We start from the raw sequence: 20,603 nt of genomic DNA on the forward strand, positions 1-20,603 counted from the left end.
GGCCAATGGCCGTAAGAAGTAAGACCTGTGCCTATGAACCGGCAGATCGGTCACTGGTAGTGGCCCGGTAGCGCCTCCCACGGCGCAAACCCGGTGACCAGGCCAAAGCACTGCATGACCGCTGCCAAGGCAGCGTATGGCGGGGCCGGGTGCCTTTCGATAATCGCCTCCGACACGACTGCCCAGGCGGTCGCCACTCAAGCGGAGAGCGTTATGAACAACAACAAGATCGCCAACCCCCGATTCCTGCCCCTTGCCTTGACTGCCGCCGTGGCCATGGCCGTTGCCCAGCAGGCTGCCGCCGAGATCGTCCTGTACGACAAGGACGACACCACCTTTTCCACCGACGGCTACGTCAACGCCTTCTACGTCAACAGCGACGTGGATCGCGACGGCGAACGCTTCGACCGCCGCCAGTCGCGGGTGAAGATGGGCTTTCTGCCCAACTGGATCGGCTTCAATTTCGGCAAGCAGGTCGACGACCTCAAGCTGGGGGCGCGTGCCTCGTTCTGGGTGACCATCAACGACAGCGAAACCAACGGTACCGACACCGCCATCGACGTACGCCAGTTCTACGGCACGGTTGCCAACCCCGAGTGGGGCGAGGTGCTGGTGGGCAAGGACTTCGGCCTGTTCTCCCGTTCCAACATCTTCCTCGACGAACTGCTGGCCGGTTACGGCAACGTCTCCGACACCCTCGGCCTGGTGGACGGCACCGGTGTGTCCTTCGGCAACATCGGCACCGGCTATCCGTACCCGTTCCCCACCTCGCAGATCACCTACCGCAACAACAATCTGGCCGAAGGCCTGCGCGTGGCCGTGGGCATCATGGATCCGGTGGACACCAACGACGACAGCGCCACCGGCAAGGCCTACCAGGAAAACCCGCGCTTCGAGTCGGAGGTCAGCTACCAGTTCGATGTCGGCGGCTCGACCATCTACACCTGGGTCAACGGCGCCTACCAGACCTCGGAGAACACCGACGACAGCGTCGACAGCGTCACTTCCAAGGGCCTCGGTTATGGCGTGCAGGCCAAGTTCGGCGGCCTATCGCTGACCGGTTCGGGCTTCCAGGCCAAGGGCATCAACCCTTTCTTCACCAACAACCTGGGCGAGCCGACCCTGCGTGACATCGACAGCGACGGCTACCTGCTGCAGGGCTCCTACACCTGGGGCAAGAACCGCGTGGCGCTGTCCTACGGCAAGACCGAGGACGATGGCAACGGCCTGGGCGTGGCGGCCGACTACGAGACCCGTGGTGTCGCCTATTTCCGCACCATCAACGACAACCTCAAGCTGGTGGCCGAATACAACCAGTACCAGATCGACGCCGCCGAAGGCAGCGGGCTGAACGAGGACACCAATACCCTTGCGGTGGGTGCAGTCGTCAGCTGGTAAGGGCCGTGGCTACGAGCTGGGCAGGGGGTGGCCGCTGCCCGGCTCGCATTTGGCTTTCAATCGATAAACAGATCCGGCACCAGGCTGCCACCGGCGGGATCGAAGCGATACTGCTCGAAGTCGCTGAAGCCCCGTTCGCGCAGGATGTCCTCGTCGATCAGCAGGCGCCCAGTGAGGCTGCGGCCTTCGCTGCTGAGGATGGCATGGGCGGCATCGGCCATGATCGCCGGGGTACGTGCACGCTTGAAGGCGTCGCGGCTGCCCAGCTCGAATTCGATGGCAGCGGTGGCGATCATGGTCTTCGGCCACAGCGAGTTGACGCTGATGCCGTACTTCTTGAACTCCTCGCTCATGCCCAGGGTGAGCATGCTCATGCCGTACTTGGTGACGGTGTAGGGCCCATGTTGGGCGAACCACTTGGCGTCGAGGTTGAGCGGCGGGGAGAGGTTGAGGATATGCCCGCCCGCGCTTTTTTTCAGATAGGGAAGTGCGGCCTGGCTGCAGACCATCACCGCGCGGGTGTTGATCTGGTACATCAGGTCGAAGCGCTTGGGTTCGAGTGTCTCCACCCCCACCAGCTTGATCGCCCCGGCGTTGTTGACCAGCGCATCGATGCCGCCGAAATGCTCGGCGGCCTGGGCCATGGCCGCTGCCACGGCCTGCTCGTCACGCACGTCCAGTTGCAGTGCCAGGGCCTTGCCGCCAGCGGCCTCCACCTCGGCGGCGACGCTGAAGATGGTGCCTGCCAGTTTCGGGTGCGGCTCGGCGCTCTTGGCCGCGATGACGATGTTGGCGCCGTCGGCGGCGGCCTTGAGCGCTATCTCGCGGCCAATGCCACGGCTGGCGCCAGTGATGAACAGGGTTTTGCCGGAAAGTGACATGGGCGTTCCTTTTGTTGTTGTAGAGAAGCGTAGGGTGCGCCGTGCGCACCGGCGGATTTTTTGGTGCGCACGGCCTAGGCGGCCCCGCGACACCTACGAAGCAGCTTCGATTTCCACCAGCAACTGGCGATTCTTCACCTGGTCGCCCTGGTTCACACCAACGTGGCGGACGATGCCGTCTACGCCGGCCTTGAGCGGGTGTTCCATCTTCATCGCTTCCAGCACCAGCAGCAGTTGCCCCTTGCTCACGCTGGCGCCCTCGGCGACCAGTACCTCGACTATGGCGCCATCCATGGGGGCCTTCACCGCGCCGCTGCTGGCGGCGCTCTGCCCGCCGGCTGGCTCATGGGTCACGTCCAGCAGTTCCAGGTTGCCATGCTCACCGTACAACCATAGACGTTCGCCTTCGCGGTGGTAGGCCTGGCGGCGGCGCACGCCGTCCAGCTCCAGGGTCAGCCAGCGGCCATCGCTGGCCAGCAGGCGCAAGGACACTTGCTCCTCGCCCTGGCGCACGCACAGTTGCGCTTGCGTGCCGCTGGCGAGCACGTCCAGTTCCACGGCGTGCTTGTGCTCGCCCTGCTTGAGGACGAAACGCCAGGGCGCGCTGCCGGCGCTGCGCCAGCCGGACAGGCCGGGTTGGTGCGCACGGGCGTCGGCCGAGGCTTGGTAGAGCAGGGCGGCAGCCATGGCCAGCTCGGCCAGGCTGGCGCTGTGCGGGTGCAGGCTGGGGTCATCGGCGAAGTGCTCGGCAATGAACGCCGTGGTGGCGTTGCCGGCGGCGAACTCGGGATGCTTGAGCAGGTTGGCGAGAAAGCGCTGGTTGCCGTTCACACCGAGCAACACGCATTGCTCGACGGCGCGCACCAGCTTGCGCCGGGCTTCGTCGCGGGTTTCCCCAAAGGCGATGACCTTGGCCAGCATCGGGTCGTAGAAGGGGGTGACGGCCTGGCCTTCTACCAGGCCGTGGTCGATGCGCACGCCGGCCAGCAGTTCGGGTTCCCAGCGCAGTACCTGGCCGGTTTGCGGCAGGAAGCCGGCGGCCGAATCCTCGGCGTACAGGCGCACTTCCATGGCGTGGCCGCTGAGGCGAATGCCGTCCTGTTGTAGCGGGAGAGGCTGGCCTTCTGCTACGCGAATCTGCCAGGCCACCAGATCCTGACCGGTGATCAGCTCGGTGACCGGGTGCTCGACCTGCAGGCGGGTATTCATTTCCAGGAAGAAGAATTCACCACTGGCGTCGAGTAGAAATTCCACGGTGCCCGCGCCGACGTAGTTCACCGAAGCTGCGGCCTTGACCGCCGCTTCACCCATGGCCTTGCGCAACTCGGGCGTCATTACCGGGCAGGGCGCTTCCTCGACCACCTTCTGGTGGCGACGTTGCACCGAGCAATCGCGCTCGCCAAGGTAGAGGATATTGCCGTGCTGGTCGCCGAAGACCTGAATCTCCACATGGCGTGGGCGGATCACCGCGCGTTCGAGGATCAGCTCGCCAGATCCGAAGGCGTTCTGCGCCTCCGAGCGGGCGGTGCGGATCTGCCCCAGCAGTTCGGAAGATTCGTGCACCAGGCGCATGCCACGGCCGCCGCCACCGGCGCTGGCCTTGATCATCAGCGGGTAGCCGATGCGTTCGGCTTCGCTGGCCAGGGTGTCGTCATCCTGGGCGGCGCCTTCATAGCCGGGGATGCAGGGCACGCCGGCCTCCAGCATGGCGATCTTGGACAGGCGCTTGCTGCCCATCAGGTGGATGGCGTCTACGGTCGGGCCGATAAAGACGATGCCGGCCGCCTCGCAGGCGCGGGCGAAGTCGGCGTTCTCGGAGAGGAAGCCATAGCCGGGGTGGATGGCGTCGGCACCGGTCTTGCGCGCGGCCTCGATGATGGCGTCGATGCGCAGGTAGGACTGGCTGACCTGAGCCGGGCCGATGCATACGGCTTCGTCGGCGATCTGTACATGGCGGGCATCGGCATCGGCCTCGGAGTACACCGCCACTGTGCGATAGCCGAGCTCGATGGCGGTGCGCATCACCCGGCAGGCGATCTCGCCGCGGTTGGCGATCAGGATCTTGTTGAATGCGGGCATCTTCGTGCTCCTGTGGGGCGATCCCCGGATTGCATCCGGGCTACGTTCTATTTGTTCCCTCTCCCCTTGGGGAGAGGGTTAGGGAGAGGGGCTGCGCAAGGCCAAACCCTCTCCCCCAGCCCCTCTCCCGCAAGCGGGAGAGGGGAGTTTTACTGTGCCCACTTCGGCTTGCGCTTCTGCACGAAAGCCATGGTGCCTTCGACGCCCTCGGCGCCGGTCACGGCGGCGGCGAACTGTTCCGCGGCGCGGTCGAGCAGCGGGCCGAGGGCTTCGCGTTCGCTGGCCAGCAGCAGGGCCTTGGTCTGGGCGTTGGCCTGGGGCGCACATTGGCGAATCTGTTCCAGGGTTTCCTCCAGACGCTGTTGCAGTGCGGCGTCATCCGGCTCGCAGTAGTGCACCAGGCCCAGGCGCAGGGCATCAAAGCCGTCGAAGCGGGCGGCGGTCAGGGCCAGGCGGCGTGCCTGGGTCAGGCCGATGCGGTGCACGACGAAGGGGGCGATCTGCGCCGGCAGGATGCCCAGCGTGGTTTCCGGCAGGCCGAACTTGGCGCCGCTGGCAGCGATGGCCACGTCGGATACGCAGGCCAGGCCAAAGCCGCCACCGAGCACGGCGCCTTCCAGCACGGCCACCAGTACCTGCGGCGCGGCCTGGGCCTCTTCCAGCAGCGCCCCGAAGGCGCGGTTCAGCTCGCGGTAGGCGTCGCCTCCCTTGGCACGCGCTCCGGCCATGTCTTTGATATCGCCACCGGCGCAGAAGTGGCCGCCGGCGCCGCGCAGGACGAGAGCGCGCACGTTCGGCTCATGGCGCACGGCTTCCAGGGTCGCGCGCAGTTCGCCGACCATGGCCAGGCTCATGGCGTTGCGGCTGTCCGGGCGGTTGAGGGTGACGTGCAGCACGCCAGCGTCGAGGTTCAGCAGCAGGGTTTCGCAGTGGGGCAGATCGTTCATCGCGTAGCCTCGGTGTAGGGCGGGTGAAACCCGCCGCAACGGTATGAGTGGCAGGTCAGCCTTTCTTTTTCCCCGGCAGAATGCCCATCAGCTTGCAGATGATGCCGAGCATGATTTCGTCGGCGCCGCCGCCGATGCTGACTAGGCGCACGTCGCGGTAGGCGCGCGACACCGGGTTGTCCCACATGAAGCCCATGCCGCCCCAGTACTGCAGGCAGGCGTCGGACACCTCGCGGCCCAGGCGCCCGGCCTTGAGCTTGGCCATGGACGCCAGCTTCGTCACGTCGCGGCCCTTCACGTATTGCTCGGTGGCCTGATAGACCAGCGCGCGCAGCGCCTCGATCTCGGTCTGCAGCTCGGCCATGCGGAAGTGGATGACCTGATTGTCGATCAGCGGTTGGCCGAAGGTGTGGCGCTGCTTGCAGTAGTCGATGGTGCTGTCGACGCAGTGCTCCAGGCCCTTGATCATGTTGGCCGCGCCGAACAGGCGCTCTTCCTGGAACTGCAGCATCTGCATCATGAAGCCAGACCCTTCCGCCCCTATGCGATAACGCTGCGGCACGCGCACGTTGTCGAAGAACACCTGGGCGGTCTCCGAGCTGCGCATGCCCAGCTTGTCCAGGTGCGGGCTGACGCTGATGCCCGGGGTCTTCATCGGCACCATGATCAGCGACTTGTTGACGTGCGGCTTGTCGTCGCTGGTATTGGCTAGCAGGCAGATAAAGTCGGCCGATGGCGAGTTGGTGATCCACATCTTGCTGCCGTTGATCACATAGTCGTCGCCGTCCTTGCGCGCGGTGGTCTTCAGGCCCGCCACGTCGGAGCCGGCGCCGACTTCGGAGACGCCGATGCAGCCGACCATCTCGCCGCTGATGGCCGGGCGCAGGAACTCTTCGCGCAGCTCGTCGGAGCCGAAGCGCGCCAGGGCCGGGGTGCACATGTCGGTCTGCACGCCGATGGACATGGGGATGCCGCCGCAATGGATGGTGCCGAACTCCTCGGCAGCGACGATCGAGTAGCTGTAGTCCAGACCCATGCCACCGAATTTCTCCGGCTTGGAGATGCCCAGCAGGCCCAGCTCGCCGGCCTTCTTGAAGATGTCGTGGATGGGGAAGCGGCCTTCCTTCTCCCAGGCGTCGACGTGCGGATTGATTTCCTTGTCGACGAAGTTACGGACGGTGCGGCGGAGTTCTTCGTGTTCCTGGGTAAAGATCATTGTTGTTCTCCGTAGGGTGCGCTGTGCGCACCGGATCTTGTATTGAGGTCAGAAACGCGCGACGCCGAAGCTGCTCTTTTTCAACGGCCGCAGGTTGGCCTCGGCGCAGATGTCCAGCAAAAAGCCCAGCAGCTTGCGCGTATCACGCGGGTCGATCAGGCCGTCGTCCCACAGGCTGGCGGTGCCGTACAGCGCCGTGGACTGGCTGTCGAGTTTTTGCGCGGTCACGGTTTCCAGCATGTCGAGCATCTTGGGGTCAGCTTCCTTGCCTTCCTTGGCGTGCTTTTCCTCGGTGACGATGCGCAGCACCTTGCCGGCTTGGGCGCCGCCCATCACAGCGGTGCGGCTGTTGGGCCAGGCGAAGATGAAGCGCGGATCCAGGCCTCTCCCGCACATGGCGTAGTTGCCGGCCCCATACGAGCCGCCGACCACTATGGTCAGCTTGGGTACCGTGGCGTTGGCCACGGCCTGGATCATCTTCGAGCCGTGCTTGATCACGCCGCTGCGCTCGGACTCGGTGCCGACCATGAAACCGGTGGTGTTGTGGAAGAACAGGATCGGCGTGTTGCTCTGCTCGCAGAGCTGGATGAACTGCGCCGCCTTGGCCGCACCCTGCGGGGTGATCGGGCCGTTGTTGCCGATGAAGCCGCAGGCCTGGCCTTCGATCTGCAGGTGGCCGCAGACGGTCTGGCTGTCGAACTCGTTCTTGAAGTCGAGAAACGCCGAGCCATCGGCGATGCGCGCGATGATCTCGCGCACGTCGTAGGGCTTCTTGGCATCGGCCGGCACCAGGCCGAGCAGTTCCTCGGCCGGGTACAGCGGCTCGCGCCAGGTGCGTTTCTCACGTGCCGGTAGCTGCTGGTTCCACGGCAGCATGCCGACTATTTCGCGCGCCAAACGCACGCCATCGGCATCGTTCTCCGCCAGGTACTCGGCGGTGCCGGCGACCTGGGCGTGCATCTCGGCACCGCCGAGTTGCTCGTCGGTGGCGATCTCGCCGGTAGCGGCCTTGAGCAGAGGCGGGCCGGCGAGGAACATCTTGGCCTTGCCGCGTACCACCACCACATAGTCCGACAGGCCCGGCTGATAGGCCCCGCCGGCGGTGCTGGAGCCATGCACCACGGTGATCTGCGGCAGGCCCATGGCGGACATGCGCGCCTGGTTGGCGAAGCCGCGCGCGCCCTCAACGAAGATGTCGGCGGCGTAGTTGAGGTTGGCGCCACCGCTCTCGGCCAGGGTCACCACCGGCAGCTTGTTCTCGAAGGCGATCTGCTGCAGACGCAGGGATTTCTTCAGGCCGCTGGGGGAGATGGTGCCGCCCTTGATCGCGCTGTTGTTGGCGATCACCAGGCAGCGCACGCCGGCGATATAGCCGATGCCGGCGATCAGGCCGCCACCGGCCTGGCTGCCGTCCTTGTCGTCGTGCAGCTTGTAGCCGGCCAGCGAGGCCAGTTCGAGGAAGGGCGCGCCGGCATCGAGCAGCAGGTTGAGGCGTTCGCGCGGCAGCAACTGGCCGCGTTTGTCGAACTTGGCCTTGGCCTCCTGCGCCTTGTCCAGCACCTTCTGCTCCACGTCGCGGAAGGTCGCGATGGCTGCCAGCATGGCTTCGCGGTTCTGCGCGAAGGCTTCGCCATGGACGTCGATTTCCGATTGGATCACGGGCATCGCCTTACTCCTGATCTTTCAGTACATCGGGCAGGTAGGCCCGATGGAAACCGTTGTAGGACTCGCTGTTTTTCGCCTTGCCCAGGGTCCAGGCACGGGTGCCCTGGCTGGCCGCACCATCGATGCGGATGGTGTTGCCGCTGATGAAATTGGCGCCGGGGCTGAGCAGGAAAACGATGGCCGCGGCCACCTCGGACTCGCTGCCGATGCGTTGCAGCGGCACGTGATCCTTGAGGTTGCGGATCATGTTCTTCATCGACTCGGGGTAGGTGTCCATGCCGCTGGAGGCGATCCAGCCCGGCGCCACGGCGTTGACCCGCACGCCAGCATGGCCCCACTCGTAGGCGGCGGTCTTGGTGAAGTTCTCCATTCCCGCTCGCGCGGCGCCGGAATGGCCCATGCCGGGCATGCCGCCCCACATGTCGGCGAGCATGTTGACGATGGCACCGCCGTGCTTGCTCATGCTCTGCAGGAAGACTTCCTTGGCCACCAGAAAGCCGCCCACCAGATTGGTGCGCACCACGGTCTCGAAGCCTTTCTGGTTGATGCCGATCAGCGGCGCGGGGAACTGGCCGCCAGCGTTGTTGACCAGGTGATGGATGCGCCCGCGTTCCTCTATCACCGCAGCGACCATGGCCTTGACCGCGTCTTCGTCGCGGATGTCGCAGACCTGAAAGCTGGCGCTACCGCCATCTTCGATGATCTCGGCGCAGGTCTTTTCCAGTTTTTCCTGCTTGCGCCCGACCAGCACCACATGGGCGCCCAGGTGGGCCAGCTCGTGGGCCACGCAGCGACCGATGCCGCTGCCACCGCCGGTGACCAGAATGGTCTGGCCAGCGAAAAGTCCAGGTTTGAATACGGAGTCGTAGCTCATTGTTCTTGTTGTCCTGAGTGGTACCGGTACGCGTAGCGCACCCTACGAAGCTGACTGATATTGGTGCGCGTAGCGCACCCTACGGGGTGTAGGGTGCGCTGTGCGCACCATTCAAGGTTTGCGCCAGCGCGCTGGGCACCGGCACCGGGAACTCCAGCAGTTGCTGGGCGAAAGCCTTGCCCTGCGGGTCGATACGCAGGCTGGCGACGCCGCCACCACCCAGCGCGTTCTCCAGCAGGAAGTTGAGGCTTTGGCTGCCCGGCAGGTACCAGCGGCTGACGCGGCCCTGCTCGGTGTCCAGGGTATGCGCCATCCAGTTGGCCACGGCTTCGGGTGTCAACGCAGCGGCTATCCACGCCAGGTATTCGGGCTTTCTCGCCATCACGCCGATGTTGCTGTGGTTGCCCTTGTCGCCGGAGCGGGCCACGGCAAGACTGATCAACGGCACGGTGGCGTCGGCGTCGCCCATGGGGACGGGCAGAGCGGCTGGGGCATGAAGCTGTGCCGGGTCGAAGACATCGATCTGGGGCAGGGCGACCGGCTGGCGTTCGCCATCGATCTCGACGCTCAGGGCGCAGCTATTCTTGTCCACCAGGAAGCTGAACAGACGGATCACCGGGTAGACGGTGGGGCGGCCGCCGACGATGCCGGTCAGGCCCGGTGCCATGCCGGTGGCGGCCTGGGCGATCTCGCGGGAGAAGAGGATCAGCGCCTCCTTCCTGGCATGCCGTGCGGCGATCTTCACCACTACCTCGCGGCTGTCCCGGCGCAGGCCTTGAGCGCCGTAAGTGGCCTCACTGCCGAGCAGCTCGACGCTGACTTCCTGATAAGGGCTCCAGCCGCGCTCGGCGAACAGCTCTTCGGTCTTGTTGATGATCGCCTCGCTGACTCGTTCGGCCTTGGCCACGGCATCGATGCCGGCGAGCAGGAAGCTTGCGGTGCAGCGGAAACCGTCCGGGTGCGTGGCGCTGACCTTGTACTGATCGGTGGGCGGCAGGCCGCGTGCGCCCTGGAGCTGCACGCGGTTGTCGCCGACCTGGCTCAGCTCGACCTGGGTGAAATCGCAGATCACGTCCGGCAGCAGATAGGCGCGCGGGTCACCGATCTCGTAGAGCATCTGCTCGCCAACGGTAAAAGGCGTGACCAAGCCGCCGGAACCCTCCGGCTTGGTCACGACGAAACGGCCATCGTCTTCGACTTCGACGATGGGGAAACCGATGTGCTCGTAATCCGGCACGTCGCGCCAGTCGGTGAAGTTGCCGCCGGTGCACTGCGCGCCGCACTCGATGATGTGCCCGGCCAGCGCAGCCTGGGCCAGCTTGTCGTAGTCGCTCCAGGCCCAGCCGAACTCGTGCACCAGGGCGGCGCTGACCACCGCGCTGTCGACCACGCGACCGGTGATGACGATGTCGGCGCCTTGCTCGAGCGCGGCGACGATGCCGGGTGCGCCCAGGTAGGCGTTGACCGACACGCAGAAGGGCGGCAGCGGCGCGCCCGTGAACATCTCGCGGGTGCCGGCCTTGACCAGCTCGCCGAGCTTGAGCTGCAGGTTGTCGCCGTGCAGCACGGCGATCTTCAGTTGTACCCCGACCTGTTCGCAGGCGGCGCTCAGGGCGGCGGCGCAGGCCATCGGGTTGACCCCGCCGGCATTGCTGATGACGCGGATCTTCTTCGCCGCCAGTTCGCCCAGCAGCGGCGTGAGCACCTCGACGAAATCGCGGGCGTAGCCGTCGTCAGGCTTCTTCATGCGGGCGCCGGCCATGATCGACATGGTGATCTCGGCCAGGTAGTCGAACACCAGGTAATCCAGTTCGGCGCCGCGAACGAGCTGGGCGGCAGCGGTGGAGGTGTCGCCCCAGAAGGCTGAGGCGCAGCCGATGCGTACGGTTTTACTCATTGGAATTGGCCCGTGACACATTGAGAAGGTGAGACGACATTACCAAGCAAGCGCTTGGTTGAAAAGTGGTGAAAGAGGGCAGATCAGCCAAAAATGCGCCCAAGCGCTTGCTTGGTCGACTGGTGGCGCATACATTTCATCAATGCAGACAAGCAGTTGCCGGCAGCATGAAGAATTCATCAGAACAATCGCCGGCAGGTTCATCAGGGGAGAAGTCAGCGTGGACGAACACAGCGCCCAGGCCGTGATGCAGGAGTTGGTTACCAGCGGCCAGGTCACCGACCCGGACAGTGCCCGTGGCAAGCTGTTGCAGATGGCCGCCCACCTGTTCCGCAGCAAGGGTTACGAGCGCACCACGGTACGTGATCTGGCCAGTGCCATTGGCATCCAGTCGGGCAGCATCTTTCACCACTTCAAGAGCAAGGACGAAATCCTGCGCGCCGTGATGGAGGAGACCATCGTCTACAACACGGCGCTGATGCGCGCTGCGCTGGCCTCGGCGCAGGGCACCCGCGAGCGCCTGCTGGCGCTGATCCGCTGCGAGCTGCAGTCGATCATGGGCGGCACCGGTGAGGCCATGGCGGTGCTGGTGTACGAGTGGCGCTCGCTGTCCGAGCAGGGGCAGGCACAGATTCTGGCCCTGCGCGACACTTATGAGCAGCTCTGGTTGCAGGTGCTGGGCGAGGCGCGTGAGGCTGGCTATTTCAAGGGCGACCCTTTCATCCAGCGGCGGTTTCTCACCGGCGCCTTGAGTTGGACCAATACCTGGTTCCGTCCGCAGGGGCCGATGAGCCTGGATCAGTTGGCCGAAGAGGCGCTGTCGCTGGTGTGCAAGGGCGGCTAGCCAGAGCGCGCCCAAAGACGCCTCGCCCAGGAGCCGAGCTGCGCTCGACGACTTGGCGCGCAGGTGCCTGATTGCGGAATTTGCACGCAACACGACTCAAGATATTCGTCCTCGGCCGATATACCCATCATCTTGGGGCGGACGTACGGTCGGATCACAGGTGCAAACGGAGGATGCGAGGCAAGGGAGTCTGCTGTGGCTGTACCTGTATCCGCTCGTGAGTAAGGGGGCGGGGTTGCGTGCATTGCTCGCGGTGGTCGTATGTGCCTGTCTGGCGCTGCCTTCCTGGCTCGAAGCCAGCCAGGAAGTGCGGGTGGGCGGCTACGACTTCCCTCCCTACCTGTTCCGGCCCGAGCGCAACGAGCCGCAAGGCCTCACGGTAGAGGTGCTGGAGTTGCTCAATCGCCTGCAGGGGGACTACCACTTCGTGTTGGTGCCCACGGCGGCGGGCCGACGCTATCGTGACCTGGCCGCTGGCCGCTTCGATCTGATGCTGTTCGAGTCCAGCCGCTGGGGCTGGCAGGATACGCCGCACATCACCCTGGAGCTGCCGGTATGGGAGGCCGAGGTCTATGTGGCCTTGCGCGTTCCCGGGCGGGGCCAGGACTACTTCGCGGATTTGTCGGACAAGCGCATGGCGTTGCACCGTGGCTTCCATTACGGTTTCGCCGGGTTCAATGCCGATCCGGATATCCTGCGCAGCCATTTCGATGCGCAGATGACCTATTCCCATGACAGCAATCTGCGCATGCTGCTCTTGCGACGTGCCGATGTGGCCGTCGTCACGCGTTCCTACCTGCAGCTATTTGCCGAGCGCAACCCGGGCGACATGGAGCGCCTGTTGGTTGCCACGCACCCCGATCAGCGTTATCGACATCAGGTGCTGCTGCGCCCTGGCGGGCTGCCCGGCGAAGCACGCACGCGAGTACTGCTGGGGCAGTTGGTGGCCGAACCCGCTTTCGCGAAACTCTTGCATCGCTATCACCTGCAACTCGCCAGCAAGGTCGATAAAGAATGATGAATTCATCGGGTTGGTCAGGTTTCTCGACTAGGCTATTTGCCATGGCCATAAGGCTTTAAGGGGAGAGGGAATGTTCTATTCAGGGCATTACAAGCGGTTGCTGGGGGGGCTGCTGGGCCTGCTGTTTGCTGCTTGTCTGAGCGCGGCTGAAACCATTCGAGTGGGCGCTGCACATTTCCCGCCTTACGTAACCAAGGTTGATTTGCAGGAGGCCAGCGGTTTGCTCCCGCAATTGCTGGAAGCGCTGAACCGTGAGCAGGCCGATTACCGATTCATCATGCTGCCGACCGCCATCGTGCGGCGTTTTGGCGATCTGCAGCGTGGGCGTATCGACATGGCGATCTTCGAGAATCCCGAATGGGGTTGGCAGGGTATCGAGGCGGATGTGGTGGACATGGGCCTGGAGGACGCGGAGTTGTTCGTGGCGCGGCAAGAAGCCGAGCGTGGCCAGGAGTATTTCGCGCAACTGGCCGGCAAGCGCCTGGCGCTCTACCGGGGTTACCACTACGGTTTTGCCGATTTCAATAGCGACCCGGAGTACCTCAGCCGCACCTTCAATGCCAATCTCGGCCATTCCCATGACAGCAACCTGCTGATGGTGCTGCGGGGGCGAGCCGATATCGCTCTGGTCACTCGATCCAACCTCTATGACTTCATCGCGCGTAACGGTGACAAGCTCGATCAGTTGCTGATATCGGAGCGGGTCGATCAGGTCTATCGCCATCACGCGCTGATTCGTCGGGGCGCGCCGATCAGCGCGGTGCAGTTCGCCGAATTGCTCGAACGGCTCCGACAGAAGGGAGAGCTGGCACGTATCTTCGACCCCTACCAGATTGCCGTCAGGCCAGTCGCAGAGGATAGCTCAGCAGCAGGAACTGGGTCAGATTGAGCGCCCCGTGCAGGGCGATGGCCGCGCTCAGGCGACCCGTGCAATGGAAGGCCAGGCCATAACCCAGCCCGGCCAGGGTGGCCACCAGGGCGAATGCCGGGCTGAATGGCAGGTGCGCGGCACCGAACAGCCCGGCCGTGAGCAGCAGCCCCGGCCATTGCCCCAGGCGCTGGATCAGCATGGGCTGCAGCAGGCCGCGAAACAGCAGCTCTTCGGCCAGCACCGCGACGCCCAGATTGACTGCCAGCCAGAGCAGCAGGTCTTGCGGCCATTTGGGCTGCCAGGCCACCACGCCCAATAACCAGGCCAGGCTAGGCGCCAGCAACAGCGTTGCCATGGCTATCGGCCAAGCGTGCAGCCTGCCAGCCGCTTTCCGTTCGTCGCGCCCAGCCCACCAGGCCAGCAGCGCCGCACCGACCAGTGCCTTGTCCCAGGACAGACGCAAGGCATAGGGCGGTGCGTCCGGGCTGATCTGCCGGGCGGGCCAGAGCTCGGTAGGGCGGAAACCGGGGAGCAGGTGGGCGGCAAGGGCAATGCCCAGGGCCAGTACCAGCAGTTGCCAGAAGGGGGCGGGCAGCAGGCGTTGACCGGCAAGCACCAGGGCGATGAAGGCGGCCCCCAGTAGCAGGCCGGGGAGGGTGATGGCCTCGATGGCGTAACCGAATGCCAGCACCAGAGCCGGCAGCAGCAGGCGCAGGTGCAAGGCCATGCCGCCGGCCGGCGTCGTCGGGCGGTTCAACGTTCGCGGGCGTCCTTGGCGTCTTGCTCGGCATTGCGTTCATGGATGCGCTTGAGCTGCTCCTCGCTCAACGGCAACTTCTTCGCCGTGTCGCGCAGCATCAGCAGGCTGCCGAGGATGGAGCCCAAGGCCAGGATCAGGATGAGCCAGGCGTACCAGGGCATGATGGCGTCCTCTTGTCGGTGGAGTGTTCACCATACCTGCTGGACGCGGCCTTGTCAGGCGCGGCAGATCCAGATGTTTGTCACATGGTGGCAACTTGATGCTGCTTGAATGACGGCTTCCGCATTCAGGGAGAGACCGCCCCATGAGCCATGCCAGCGCTCTGCAGTCCCTGCTTCGCAGGGTGACGCCACTGGCGCCGCAGATGAGCATCAACGAAGTGGCCGACCGCCTGCTCACACCCGAACACAAGGCGTTTCTGTCGCTGCCGGTGGTGGCCGAGGATGGCCGGCCACTGGGCCTGGTCAGCCGTACCAGGCTGCAGGACATTTTCATGCAGCGCTTCGGCCGCGACCTGCGCGGGCGCCACCCGGTCAGCGAGGTGATGAATCTCGAACCGCTGGTGGTCAGCCTGACGGACGATCTGGAAGCGGCTGCAAAGCAGGTCACCGGGCAACTGCAATACCCCATTACCGAGGATTTCATCCTGGTCGACGAGCAGGGCGCTTACTGCGGTCTGGGCACCGTGCTCGACCTGCTCAAGGCCATGGAGGCGCGTATCGCCCAGCGCAACCGGGTGCTGCGCCAGGCGTTGGTCGACCTCAAGGAATCCCAGGCACAACTACTGCAGTCGGAGAAGATGGCGTCGCTCGGGCAGATGGTCGCCGGTGTCGCCCACGAGCTGAACACACCGCTGGGCTACGTGAAGAACAACGTGCAACTGCTGCGCGAGCTGAGCGAGCCGCTGTTCGACCTGGCGGCGGCGCAGGCCCATCTGGGGCAGTGCCTGAACGACCCCGCCTGCGACGAAGCGACCCTGGCCGAAGCCCTGCAGGCGGCCGAGCGAGCTCGCCAGCAGGCTGCCCCGGAGATGCTCGTCGAGGATCTGCAGCAGCTTTATGGCGATACGCTCTACGGCCTGGAGCAGATCGCCGAGCTGGTGGTGGGCTTGAAGGATTTCGCCCGCGTCGACCGCGCCATGAGCGAGGAAATCGACCTCAACGACTGCATCCGCAGCGCCCTGCTGATCGCCCGCAACCACCTCAAGGACAAGGTCGAAGTGGTGCAACAGCTCGGCGAGTTGCCGCGCATCGCCTGCGCGCCGTCGCAGATCAACCAGGTGCTGCTCAACCTGCTGACCAACGCTGCGCAGGCCATCGATGGCATGGGGCGTATCCAGATTCGCAGTTGGGCGGACGAGCAGGGCATCCACGTCTCCTTGCAGGACAACGGGCGCGGTATGCCGCCGGAGGTCATGGCGAAGATCTTCGATCCCTTCTTCACCACCAAGCCGGTCGGCCAGGGCACCGGCCTGGGCCTTTCCATCAGCTACAAGATCGTGCGTGACCACGGGGGGCAGATTCGCGTGGCGTCCGAGCCTGGCCGGGGCACGCGTTTCCTCATCAGCTTGCCGCTGCCCACCGCTGCCACCCTGAAAAGGAGTGCCTGAGATGACCGCACCCGTTCGTATCCTGTTCGTCGATGACGAGGAGCGCATTCTGCGCAGCCTCGCCATGCAATTTCGCCGTCACTACGAGGTACTCACCGAGAGCGACCCGCAACGCGCCTTGCAGCGTCTGCGCGAGGAGCCCGTGCACGTGCTGGTGAGCGACCAGCGCATGCCGCAGATGACCGGGGCACAACTGCTGGCCGAGGCGCGTGAGATCGCGCCGAACACCTTGCGCATCCTGCTCACCGGATACTCCGACCTGGACGCTGCCGTCGAGGCGCTGAACGACGGTGGCATCTTCCGTTACCTGACCAAGCCCTGGGATCAGCAGGAAATGGCCTTCACCCTGCGCCAGGCTGCCGAGCTGGCCATGCGTCAGGGCCAACCGACGCTGCTACCGCTCGACAACCAGCTATCGGCGCCCCTGACCTTGCTGTCGCTGGATGACGACCTCGATACGCTGGCCGTGGTCGACGAGTTCTGCATCGCTGGCGGCCATCGTCTGCTGCGTGCTCGTAACCTGGCCGAGGCCATGCTGCAACTCAATAGCGAAACGGTGGACATCCTGGTCAGCGATCTGAAACTGGCCGGCGAAGACACCGCGCCATTGCTCAAGACTCTGGCCCAGGCCCATCCGCGCCTGCTCAGCCTGGTGGTCACCCCGTTCCAGGACACCCAGGCCCTGCTGCGCCTGGTCAACGAGGCGCAGATCTTCCGTTACCTGCCCAAGCCGGTACGCCGTGGTCTGTTCGAGAAGGGGCTCAAGGCCGCTGCCGAGCAGGTGCTGATCTGGCGCACGCAGCCGCAACAGACGGTCACCCGCCTGGCTGAGGTGCCGCGCGACGAGCGTGAGCAGGAGAAGGTGGGCAGCCTGATGGGCATGCTCGGGCGTTTGCGCGAGCGTCTGATCGCCTGAATCGCGCATTTCATTGGGGCTACGAGCAGGCGGGGCTTCTGCCGCGACCAGTGCCAGGATGCTTTGCGCTACAATGCGCGGCGTTTTTGTCCTGTCCGAGACCCGCCCATGCCTGCCTGCCAGACCCCGATCATCGTTGCCCTCGACTTTCCCAGCTCCGACTCCGCCCTGGCCCTGGCCGACCGGCTCGATCCGGCGCTGTGCCGGGTCAAGGTGGGCAAGGAACTGTTCACCCGCAGCGGCCCGCAGGTGGTCGAGGCCTTGCAGGCCAAGGGCTTCGAGCTGTTCCTCGACCTGAAATTCCACGACATTCCCAACACCACCGCCATGGCGGTCAAGGCCGCGGCCGAGCTGGGGGTGTGGATGGTCAACGTGCACTGCTCCGGCGGCCTGCGCATGATGGCCGCCTGCCGTAACGAGCTGGACAAGCTGGCCGGCGCCAAGCCGCTGTTGATCGGCGTGACGGTGCTGACCAGTATGGAGCAGCAGGATCTGGCCGGCATCGGCCTGGACGTGCCGCCACAGGAGCAAGTGCTGCGCCTGGCCGGCCTGGCCGCCGAGGCCGGGCTCGATGGCCTGGTCTGCTCGGCGCAGGAGGCCTGTGCGCTCAAGGTGGCGCAGCCGCGCCTGCAACTGGTCACCCCCGGCATCCGCCCGGCTGGTAGCAGCGCTGATGACCAGAAACGCATCCTTACTCCGCGTCAGGCACTGGATGCCGGCTCCGACTACCTGGTGATCGGTCGCCCGATCAGCCAGGCCGCCGACCCGGCGCAGGCGCTGGCGGAGGTGGTCGCCGAACTACAGGGCTGAGCCGCCCCATCAGTCTGCTGCATGACCCGTCACTCCAACGCCTGATAGTGCTGCTCGCCGCCTGGCTTGCTGGCTAGACTCCTTGCCTGTTCAACAAGAATCGCTGCGAGGAAGCACAGATGAGCATGAGGTTCTCCGGCCAGGTCGCTCTGGTCACCGGCGGTGCCGCTGGTATCGGTCGCGCCACGGCCCAGGCCTTCGCCGCCGAAGGGCTCAAGGTGGTGGTGTCCGATGTCGATGTGAGTGGCGGCGAAGGCACCGTCGCGCTGATTCGCGCAGCCGGTGGTGAGGCCTGCTTCGTGCGCTGCGACGTGAGCCGTGACGCCGAGGTCAAGGCGCTGATGGACGCCACCGTGGCGCAGTACGGTCGCCTGGACTACGCCTTCAACAATGCCGGCATCGAGATCGAGCAAGGCAAGCTGGCCGACGGCAGCGAGGCCGAGTTCGACGCCATCATGGGCGTCAACGTCAAGGGTGTGTGGCTGTGCATGAAGCACCAGATTCCACTGCTGCTGGCCCAGGGGGGTGGTGCCATCGTCAACACCTCCTCGGTGGCGGGCCTGGGCGCTGCGCCGAAGATGAGCATCTACGCCGCCTCCAAGCATGCGGTGATCGGCCTGACCAAGTCGGCGGCGATCGAGTACGCGAAGAAGAAAATCCGTGTCAACGCCGTGTGCCCGGCCGTGATCGACACCGACATGTTCCGCCGCGCTTACGAGGCCGACCCGAAGAAGGGCGAGTTCGCGGCCGCCATGCACCCGGTCGGGCGCATCGGCAAGGTGGAGGAAATCGCCGCCGCCGTGCTCTACCTGTGCAGCGACCATGCGGCCTTCACTACCGGCCATGCCCTGGCGGTGGATGGTGGGGCCACGGCGATCTGAGCGGCTCGCGGCAACAACGACAAAGGCGCCCTTGGGCGCCTTTGTCGTGCATGGACAACTCAGACCGCGCGCTTACCTGCAGTGAGAACCGCCAGGGTCAGCAGCCCGGCGACTATGCCCCAGAACGCCGAGCCCACGCCAAGCAGGGTCATGCCCGAGGCCGTGACCAAAAAGGTCACCAACGCCGCTTCGCGCTCGTTCGGTTCGCTCATGGCCTGGGTCAGGCCACCGATGATCGAGGCGAACAGCGCCAGCGCGGCGATGGACAGGATCAGCGCCGCCGGCAGCGCGGCGAACAGTGCCGCCAGCGTGGCGCCGAAGATGCCGGCGATGCCGTAGAACACCCCGCACCAGACGGCGGCGGTGTAGCGCTTGCGCGGGTCTTCGTGTGCTTCGGGGCCGGCGCAGATCGCCGCGCTGATCGCCGCCATATGGATGCCGTGGCTGCCGAATGGCGCCATCAGTACCGACACCAGGCCGGTGCTGGTCAGCAGCGGCGAGGCCGGCACGTCATAACCATTGGCACGCAGCACGGCCATGCCCGGCAGGTTCTGCGAGGCCATGGCGACGATGAACAGCGGGATGCCAATGCTGATGGCGGCCGACAGCGAGAAACTCGGCGTGGTCCACTGCGGCGTGGCCAGCTCCAGATGGAAGCCGGTGAAATCCAGCAGGCCCAGCACGCCAGCCTGCACGCTGCCGACGATCAGCGCGGCGAGCACCGCATAGCGCGGCCACAGGCGCTTGCCGAACAGGTAGGCGAGCAGCATCGCCAGTACCAGCCAGGGCTGCTGCTCGGCGGCGTTGCAGATTTCCAGGCCGATCTTGAACAGCACACCAGCCAGCAACGCAGCCGCTATGGAGGCGGGGATGCGGCGCATCAGGCGGTCGAAGGTGCCGGTCAGGCCGATGAGCACGATCAGTCCGGAGGCCAGGATGTAGGCACCGATGGCCTCGCCGTAGGACACCTGCGGCAGGCTGGTGATCAGCAGCGCGGCACCTGGGGTCGACCAGGCGATCATCACCGGCGCGCGGTAACGCAGCGACAGGACGATGCAGCACAACGCCATGCCGATCGACAGTGCCCAGATCCATGAAGAAATCTGCCCATTGCTCAGCCCGGCGGCCTGGCCGGCCTGGAACATCAGCACCAGCGAGCTGGTGTAGCCGGTGAGCATGGCGATGAAACCCGCCACGACCGACGAAGTGGAGCTATCGGCCAGCGGGCGCAGGCGGGGGAGTGTTGCGTCTTGCATCAGAACAGTCCTGTTTCGATGACGATGGGATACAGCGAGGCGACCAAGAGTAACGCCATTGCGATATTGAATGCGCGCAGGGCTCGCGGGTTGTCCAGCCAGTTGCGCAACAGGCTGCCGGCTACCGTCCACAGGCCGACGCTGGGGCAGTTGACCAAGGCGAACAGAGCAGCAATCAGCAGCACGTTGGTGAAGAACCCCTCATGCGGCGTGTAGGTGGTGATGGCGCCGATGGCCATGATCCAGGCCTTGGGATTGACCCACTGGAAGGCAGCCGCCTGGAGGAAGGTAAAGGGCTTGGCGCCTGGCGTATCACGGCCTTGCGGCGCGCCGGCCTGGGCGATCTTCCAGGCCAGGTACAGCAGGTAGGCGGCGCCGCCATAGCGCAGCACCTCGTGCAGCAGGGGCAGGCGCTCGAATAGCTGGCCCAGGCCCATGCCCACGGCGATCACCAGCAGCATGAAGCCCAGGCTGATGCCGAGCATGTGCGGCAGGCTGCGGCGAATGCCGAAGTTCACCCCGGAGGCCAGCAACATCATGTTGTTCGGGCCGGGGGTGATGGAGGTGACGAGGGCGAAGGCGACGAAAGCCAGCAGCAGTTCAGGGGTCATGGTGCTTCTCCGTTGAGCGAGCATCAGCCTATTGCGCCGGCTGGGCGCCGTCCCGGTACAGCAAGCA

General features: G+C 65.2%; 19 protein-coding genes. 8 read left to right on the forward strand and 11 right to left on the reverse strand.

All coding sequences use genetic code 11. The annotated features are described in order from the left end of the window. Nucleotides 1-213 precede the first annotated feature (213 nt). Complete coding sequence (locus OU800_RS10730; RefSeq protein WP_268183644.1) at nt 214-1,398, forward strand: porin; 1,185 nt, start codon at nt 214-216, stop codon at nt 1,396-1,398. A 56-nt stretch (nt 1,399-1,454) separates the two neighbouring features. Here OU800_RS10730 and OU800_RS10735 read toward each other — a convergent pair whose 3' ends face one another. The 7 genes from OU800_RS10735 to OU800_RS10765 all read right to left on the reverse strand — a co-directional run bounded on the left by OU800_RS10735 (nt 1,455) and on the right by OU800_RS10765 (nt 10,957). Continuing rightward, entirely contained in the window at nt 1,455-2,279 is an 825-nt protein-coding gene (locus OU800_RS10735) for an SDR family oxidoreductase (protein ID WP_268183646.1), read from the reverse strand. Nucleotides 2,280-2,372: 93 nt separating this feature from the next. Next, nucleotides 2,373-4,358 (reverse strand): acetyl/propionyl/methylcrotonyl-CoA carboxylase subunit alpha, encoded by a 1,986-nt coding sequence (locus tag OU800_RS10740; RefSeq protein ID WP_268183648.1) that lies wholly within the window; start codon nt 4,356-4,358, stop codon nt 2,373-2,375. A 149-nt stretch (nt 4,359-4,507) separates the two neighbouring features. Beyond that, nucleotides 4,508-5,305, reverse strand: coding sequence for an isohexenylglutaconyl-CoA hydratase (gene atuE, locus OU800_RS10745; protein ID WP_268183649.1), 798 nt, complete (start codon nt 5,303-5,305; stop codon nt 4,508-4,510). 55 nt (nt 5,306-5,360) lie between these two features. Next, nucleotides 5,361-6,521, reverse strand: coding sequence for a citronellyl-CoA dehydrogenase (gene atuD, locus OU800_RS10750; protein WP_268183651.1), 1,161 nt, complete (start codon nt 6,519-6,521; stop codon nt 5,361-5,363). Between the two features lie 48 nt (nt 6,522-6,569). Then, entirely contained in the window at nt 6,570-8,186 is a 1,617-nt protein-coding gene (atuC, locus tag OU800_RS10755; RefSeq protein WP_268183654.1) for a geranyl-CoA carboxylase subunit beta, read from the reverse strand. A 4-nt stretch (nt 8,187-8,190) separates the two neighbouring features. Beyond that, nucleotides 8,191-9,060: an SDR family oxidoreductase gene (locus OU800_RS10760; RefSeq protein ID WP_268183656.1), complete on the reverse strand. Its 870-nt coding sequence runs from the start codon at nt 9,058-9,060 to the stop codon at nt 8,191-8,193. 79 nt (nt 9,061-9,139) lie between these two features. Next, nucleotides 9,140-10,957 (reverse strand): acyclic terpene utilization AtuA family protein, encoded by a 1,818-nt coding sequence (locus tag OU800_RS10765; RefSeq protein WP_268183657.1) that lies wholly within the window; start codon nt 10,955-10,957, stop codon nt 9,140-9,142. A gap of 220 nt (nt 10,958-11,177) precedes the next feature. Here OU800_RS10765 and OU800_RS10770 point away from each other — a divergent pair, with 220 nt between their 5' ends. From OU800_RS10770 to OU800_RS10780, 3 genes are all read left to right on the forward strand, one after another. Then, nucleotides 11,178-11,801, forward strand: a complete 624-nt coding sequence (locus OU800_RS10770; protein WP_268183659.1) for a TetR/AcrR family transcriptional regulator — start codon at nt 11,178-11,180, stop codon at nt 11,799-11,801. 235 nt (nt 11,802-12,036) lie between these two features. Continuing rightward, nucleotides 12,037-12,819 (forward strand): substrate-binding periplasmic protein, encoded by a 783-nt coding sequence (locus tag OU800_RS10775; RefSeq protein ID WP_268183660.1) that lies wholly within the window; start codon nt 12,037-12,039, stop codon nt 12,817-12,819. A 73-nt stretch (nt 12,820-12,892) separates the two neighbouring features. Next, a complete protein-coding gene (locus tag OU800_RS10780) occupies nt 12,893-13,711 on the forward strand; it encodes a substrate-binding periplasmic protein (protein ID WP_268183662.1) in 819 nt (272 codons plus the stop codon). Here OU800_RS10780 and OU800_RS10785 read toward each other — a convergent pair. Then, nucleotides 13,662-14,420, reverse strand: coding sequence for a CPBP family intramembrane glutamic endopeptidase (locus tag OU800_RS10785; protein WP_268184279.1), 759 nt, complete (start codon nt 14,418-14,420; stop codon nt 13,662-13,664). The genes OU800_RS10780 and OU800_RS10785 overlap by 50 nt on opposite strands. A gap of 26 nt (nt 14,421-14,446) precedes the next feature. Beyond that, a complete protein-coding gene (locus tag OU800_RS10790) occupies nt 14,447-14,614 on the reverse strand; it encodes a DUF2897 family protein (protein WP_268183664.1) in 168 nt (55 codons plus the stop codon). Between the two features lie 143 nt (nt 14,615-14,757). Here OU800_RS10790 and OU800_RS10795 point away from each other — a divergent pair, with 143 nt between their 5' ends. The 4 genes from OU800_RS10795 (at nt 14,758) to OU800_RS10810 (ending at nt 18,669) form a co-directional block, all read left to right on the forward strand. Continuing rightward, nucleotides 14,758-16,062, forward strand: coding sequence for an ATP-binding protein (locus tag OU800_RS10795; RefSeq protein ID WP_268183666.1), 1,305 nt, complete (start codon nt 14,758-14,760; stop codon nt 16,060-16,062). 1 nt (nt 16,063) lies between these two features. Then, on the forward strand, nt 16,064-16,978 hold the full coding sequence (locus OU800_RS10800) for a response regulator (protein WP_268183668.1): 915 nt from the start codon (nt 16,064-16,066) through the stop codon (nt 16,976-16,978). Nucleotides 16,979-17,086: 108 nt separating this feature from the next. Continuing rightward, nucleotides 17,087-17,788, forward strand: a complete 702-nt coding sequence (pyrF, locus tag OU800_RS10805) for an orotidine-5'-phosphate decarboxylase (RefSeq protein ID WP_268183669.1) — start codon at nt 17,087-17,089, stop codon at nt 17,786-17,788. A 119-nt stretch (nt 17,789-17,907) separates the two neighbouring features. Beyond that, the gene (locus OU800_RS10810; RefSeq protein WP_268183672.1) at nt 17,908-18,669 is read left to right on the forward strand and encodes an SDR family oxidoreductase; all 762 of its coding nucleotides are present in this window, start codon (nt 17,908-17,910) and stop codon (nt 18,667-18,669) included. A gap of 59 nt (nt 18,670-18,728) precedes the next feature. Here the strand turns inward: OU800_RS10810 and OU800_RS10815 are convergent, their stop codons facing one another. Beyond that, nucleotides 18,729-19,925, reverse strand: coding sequence for a benzoate/H(+) symporter BenE family transporter (locus OU800_RS10815; RefSeq protein ID WP_268183674.1), 1,197 nt, complete (start codon nt 19,923-19,925; stop codon nt 18,729-18,731). After that, nucleotides 19,925-20,536, reverse strand: a complete 612-nt coding sequence (locus tag OU800_RS10820) for a LysE family translocator (protein WP_268183675.1) — start codon at nt 20,534-20,536, stop codon at nt 19,925-19,927. The genes OU800_RS10815 and OU800_RS10820 overlap by 1 nt, the downstream gene beginning before the upstream one ends. Nucleotides 20,537-20,603: the final 67 nt, after the last annotated feature.

The sequence above is a fragment of the Pseudomonas sp. GOM7 genome, from assembly GCF_026723825.1.
In the GTDB taxonomy this organism is placed as follows: Bacteria; Pseudomonadota; Gammaproteobacteria; order Pseudomonadales; family Pseudomonadaceae; genus Aquipseudomonas.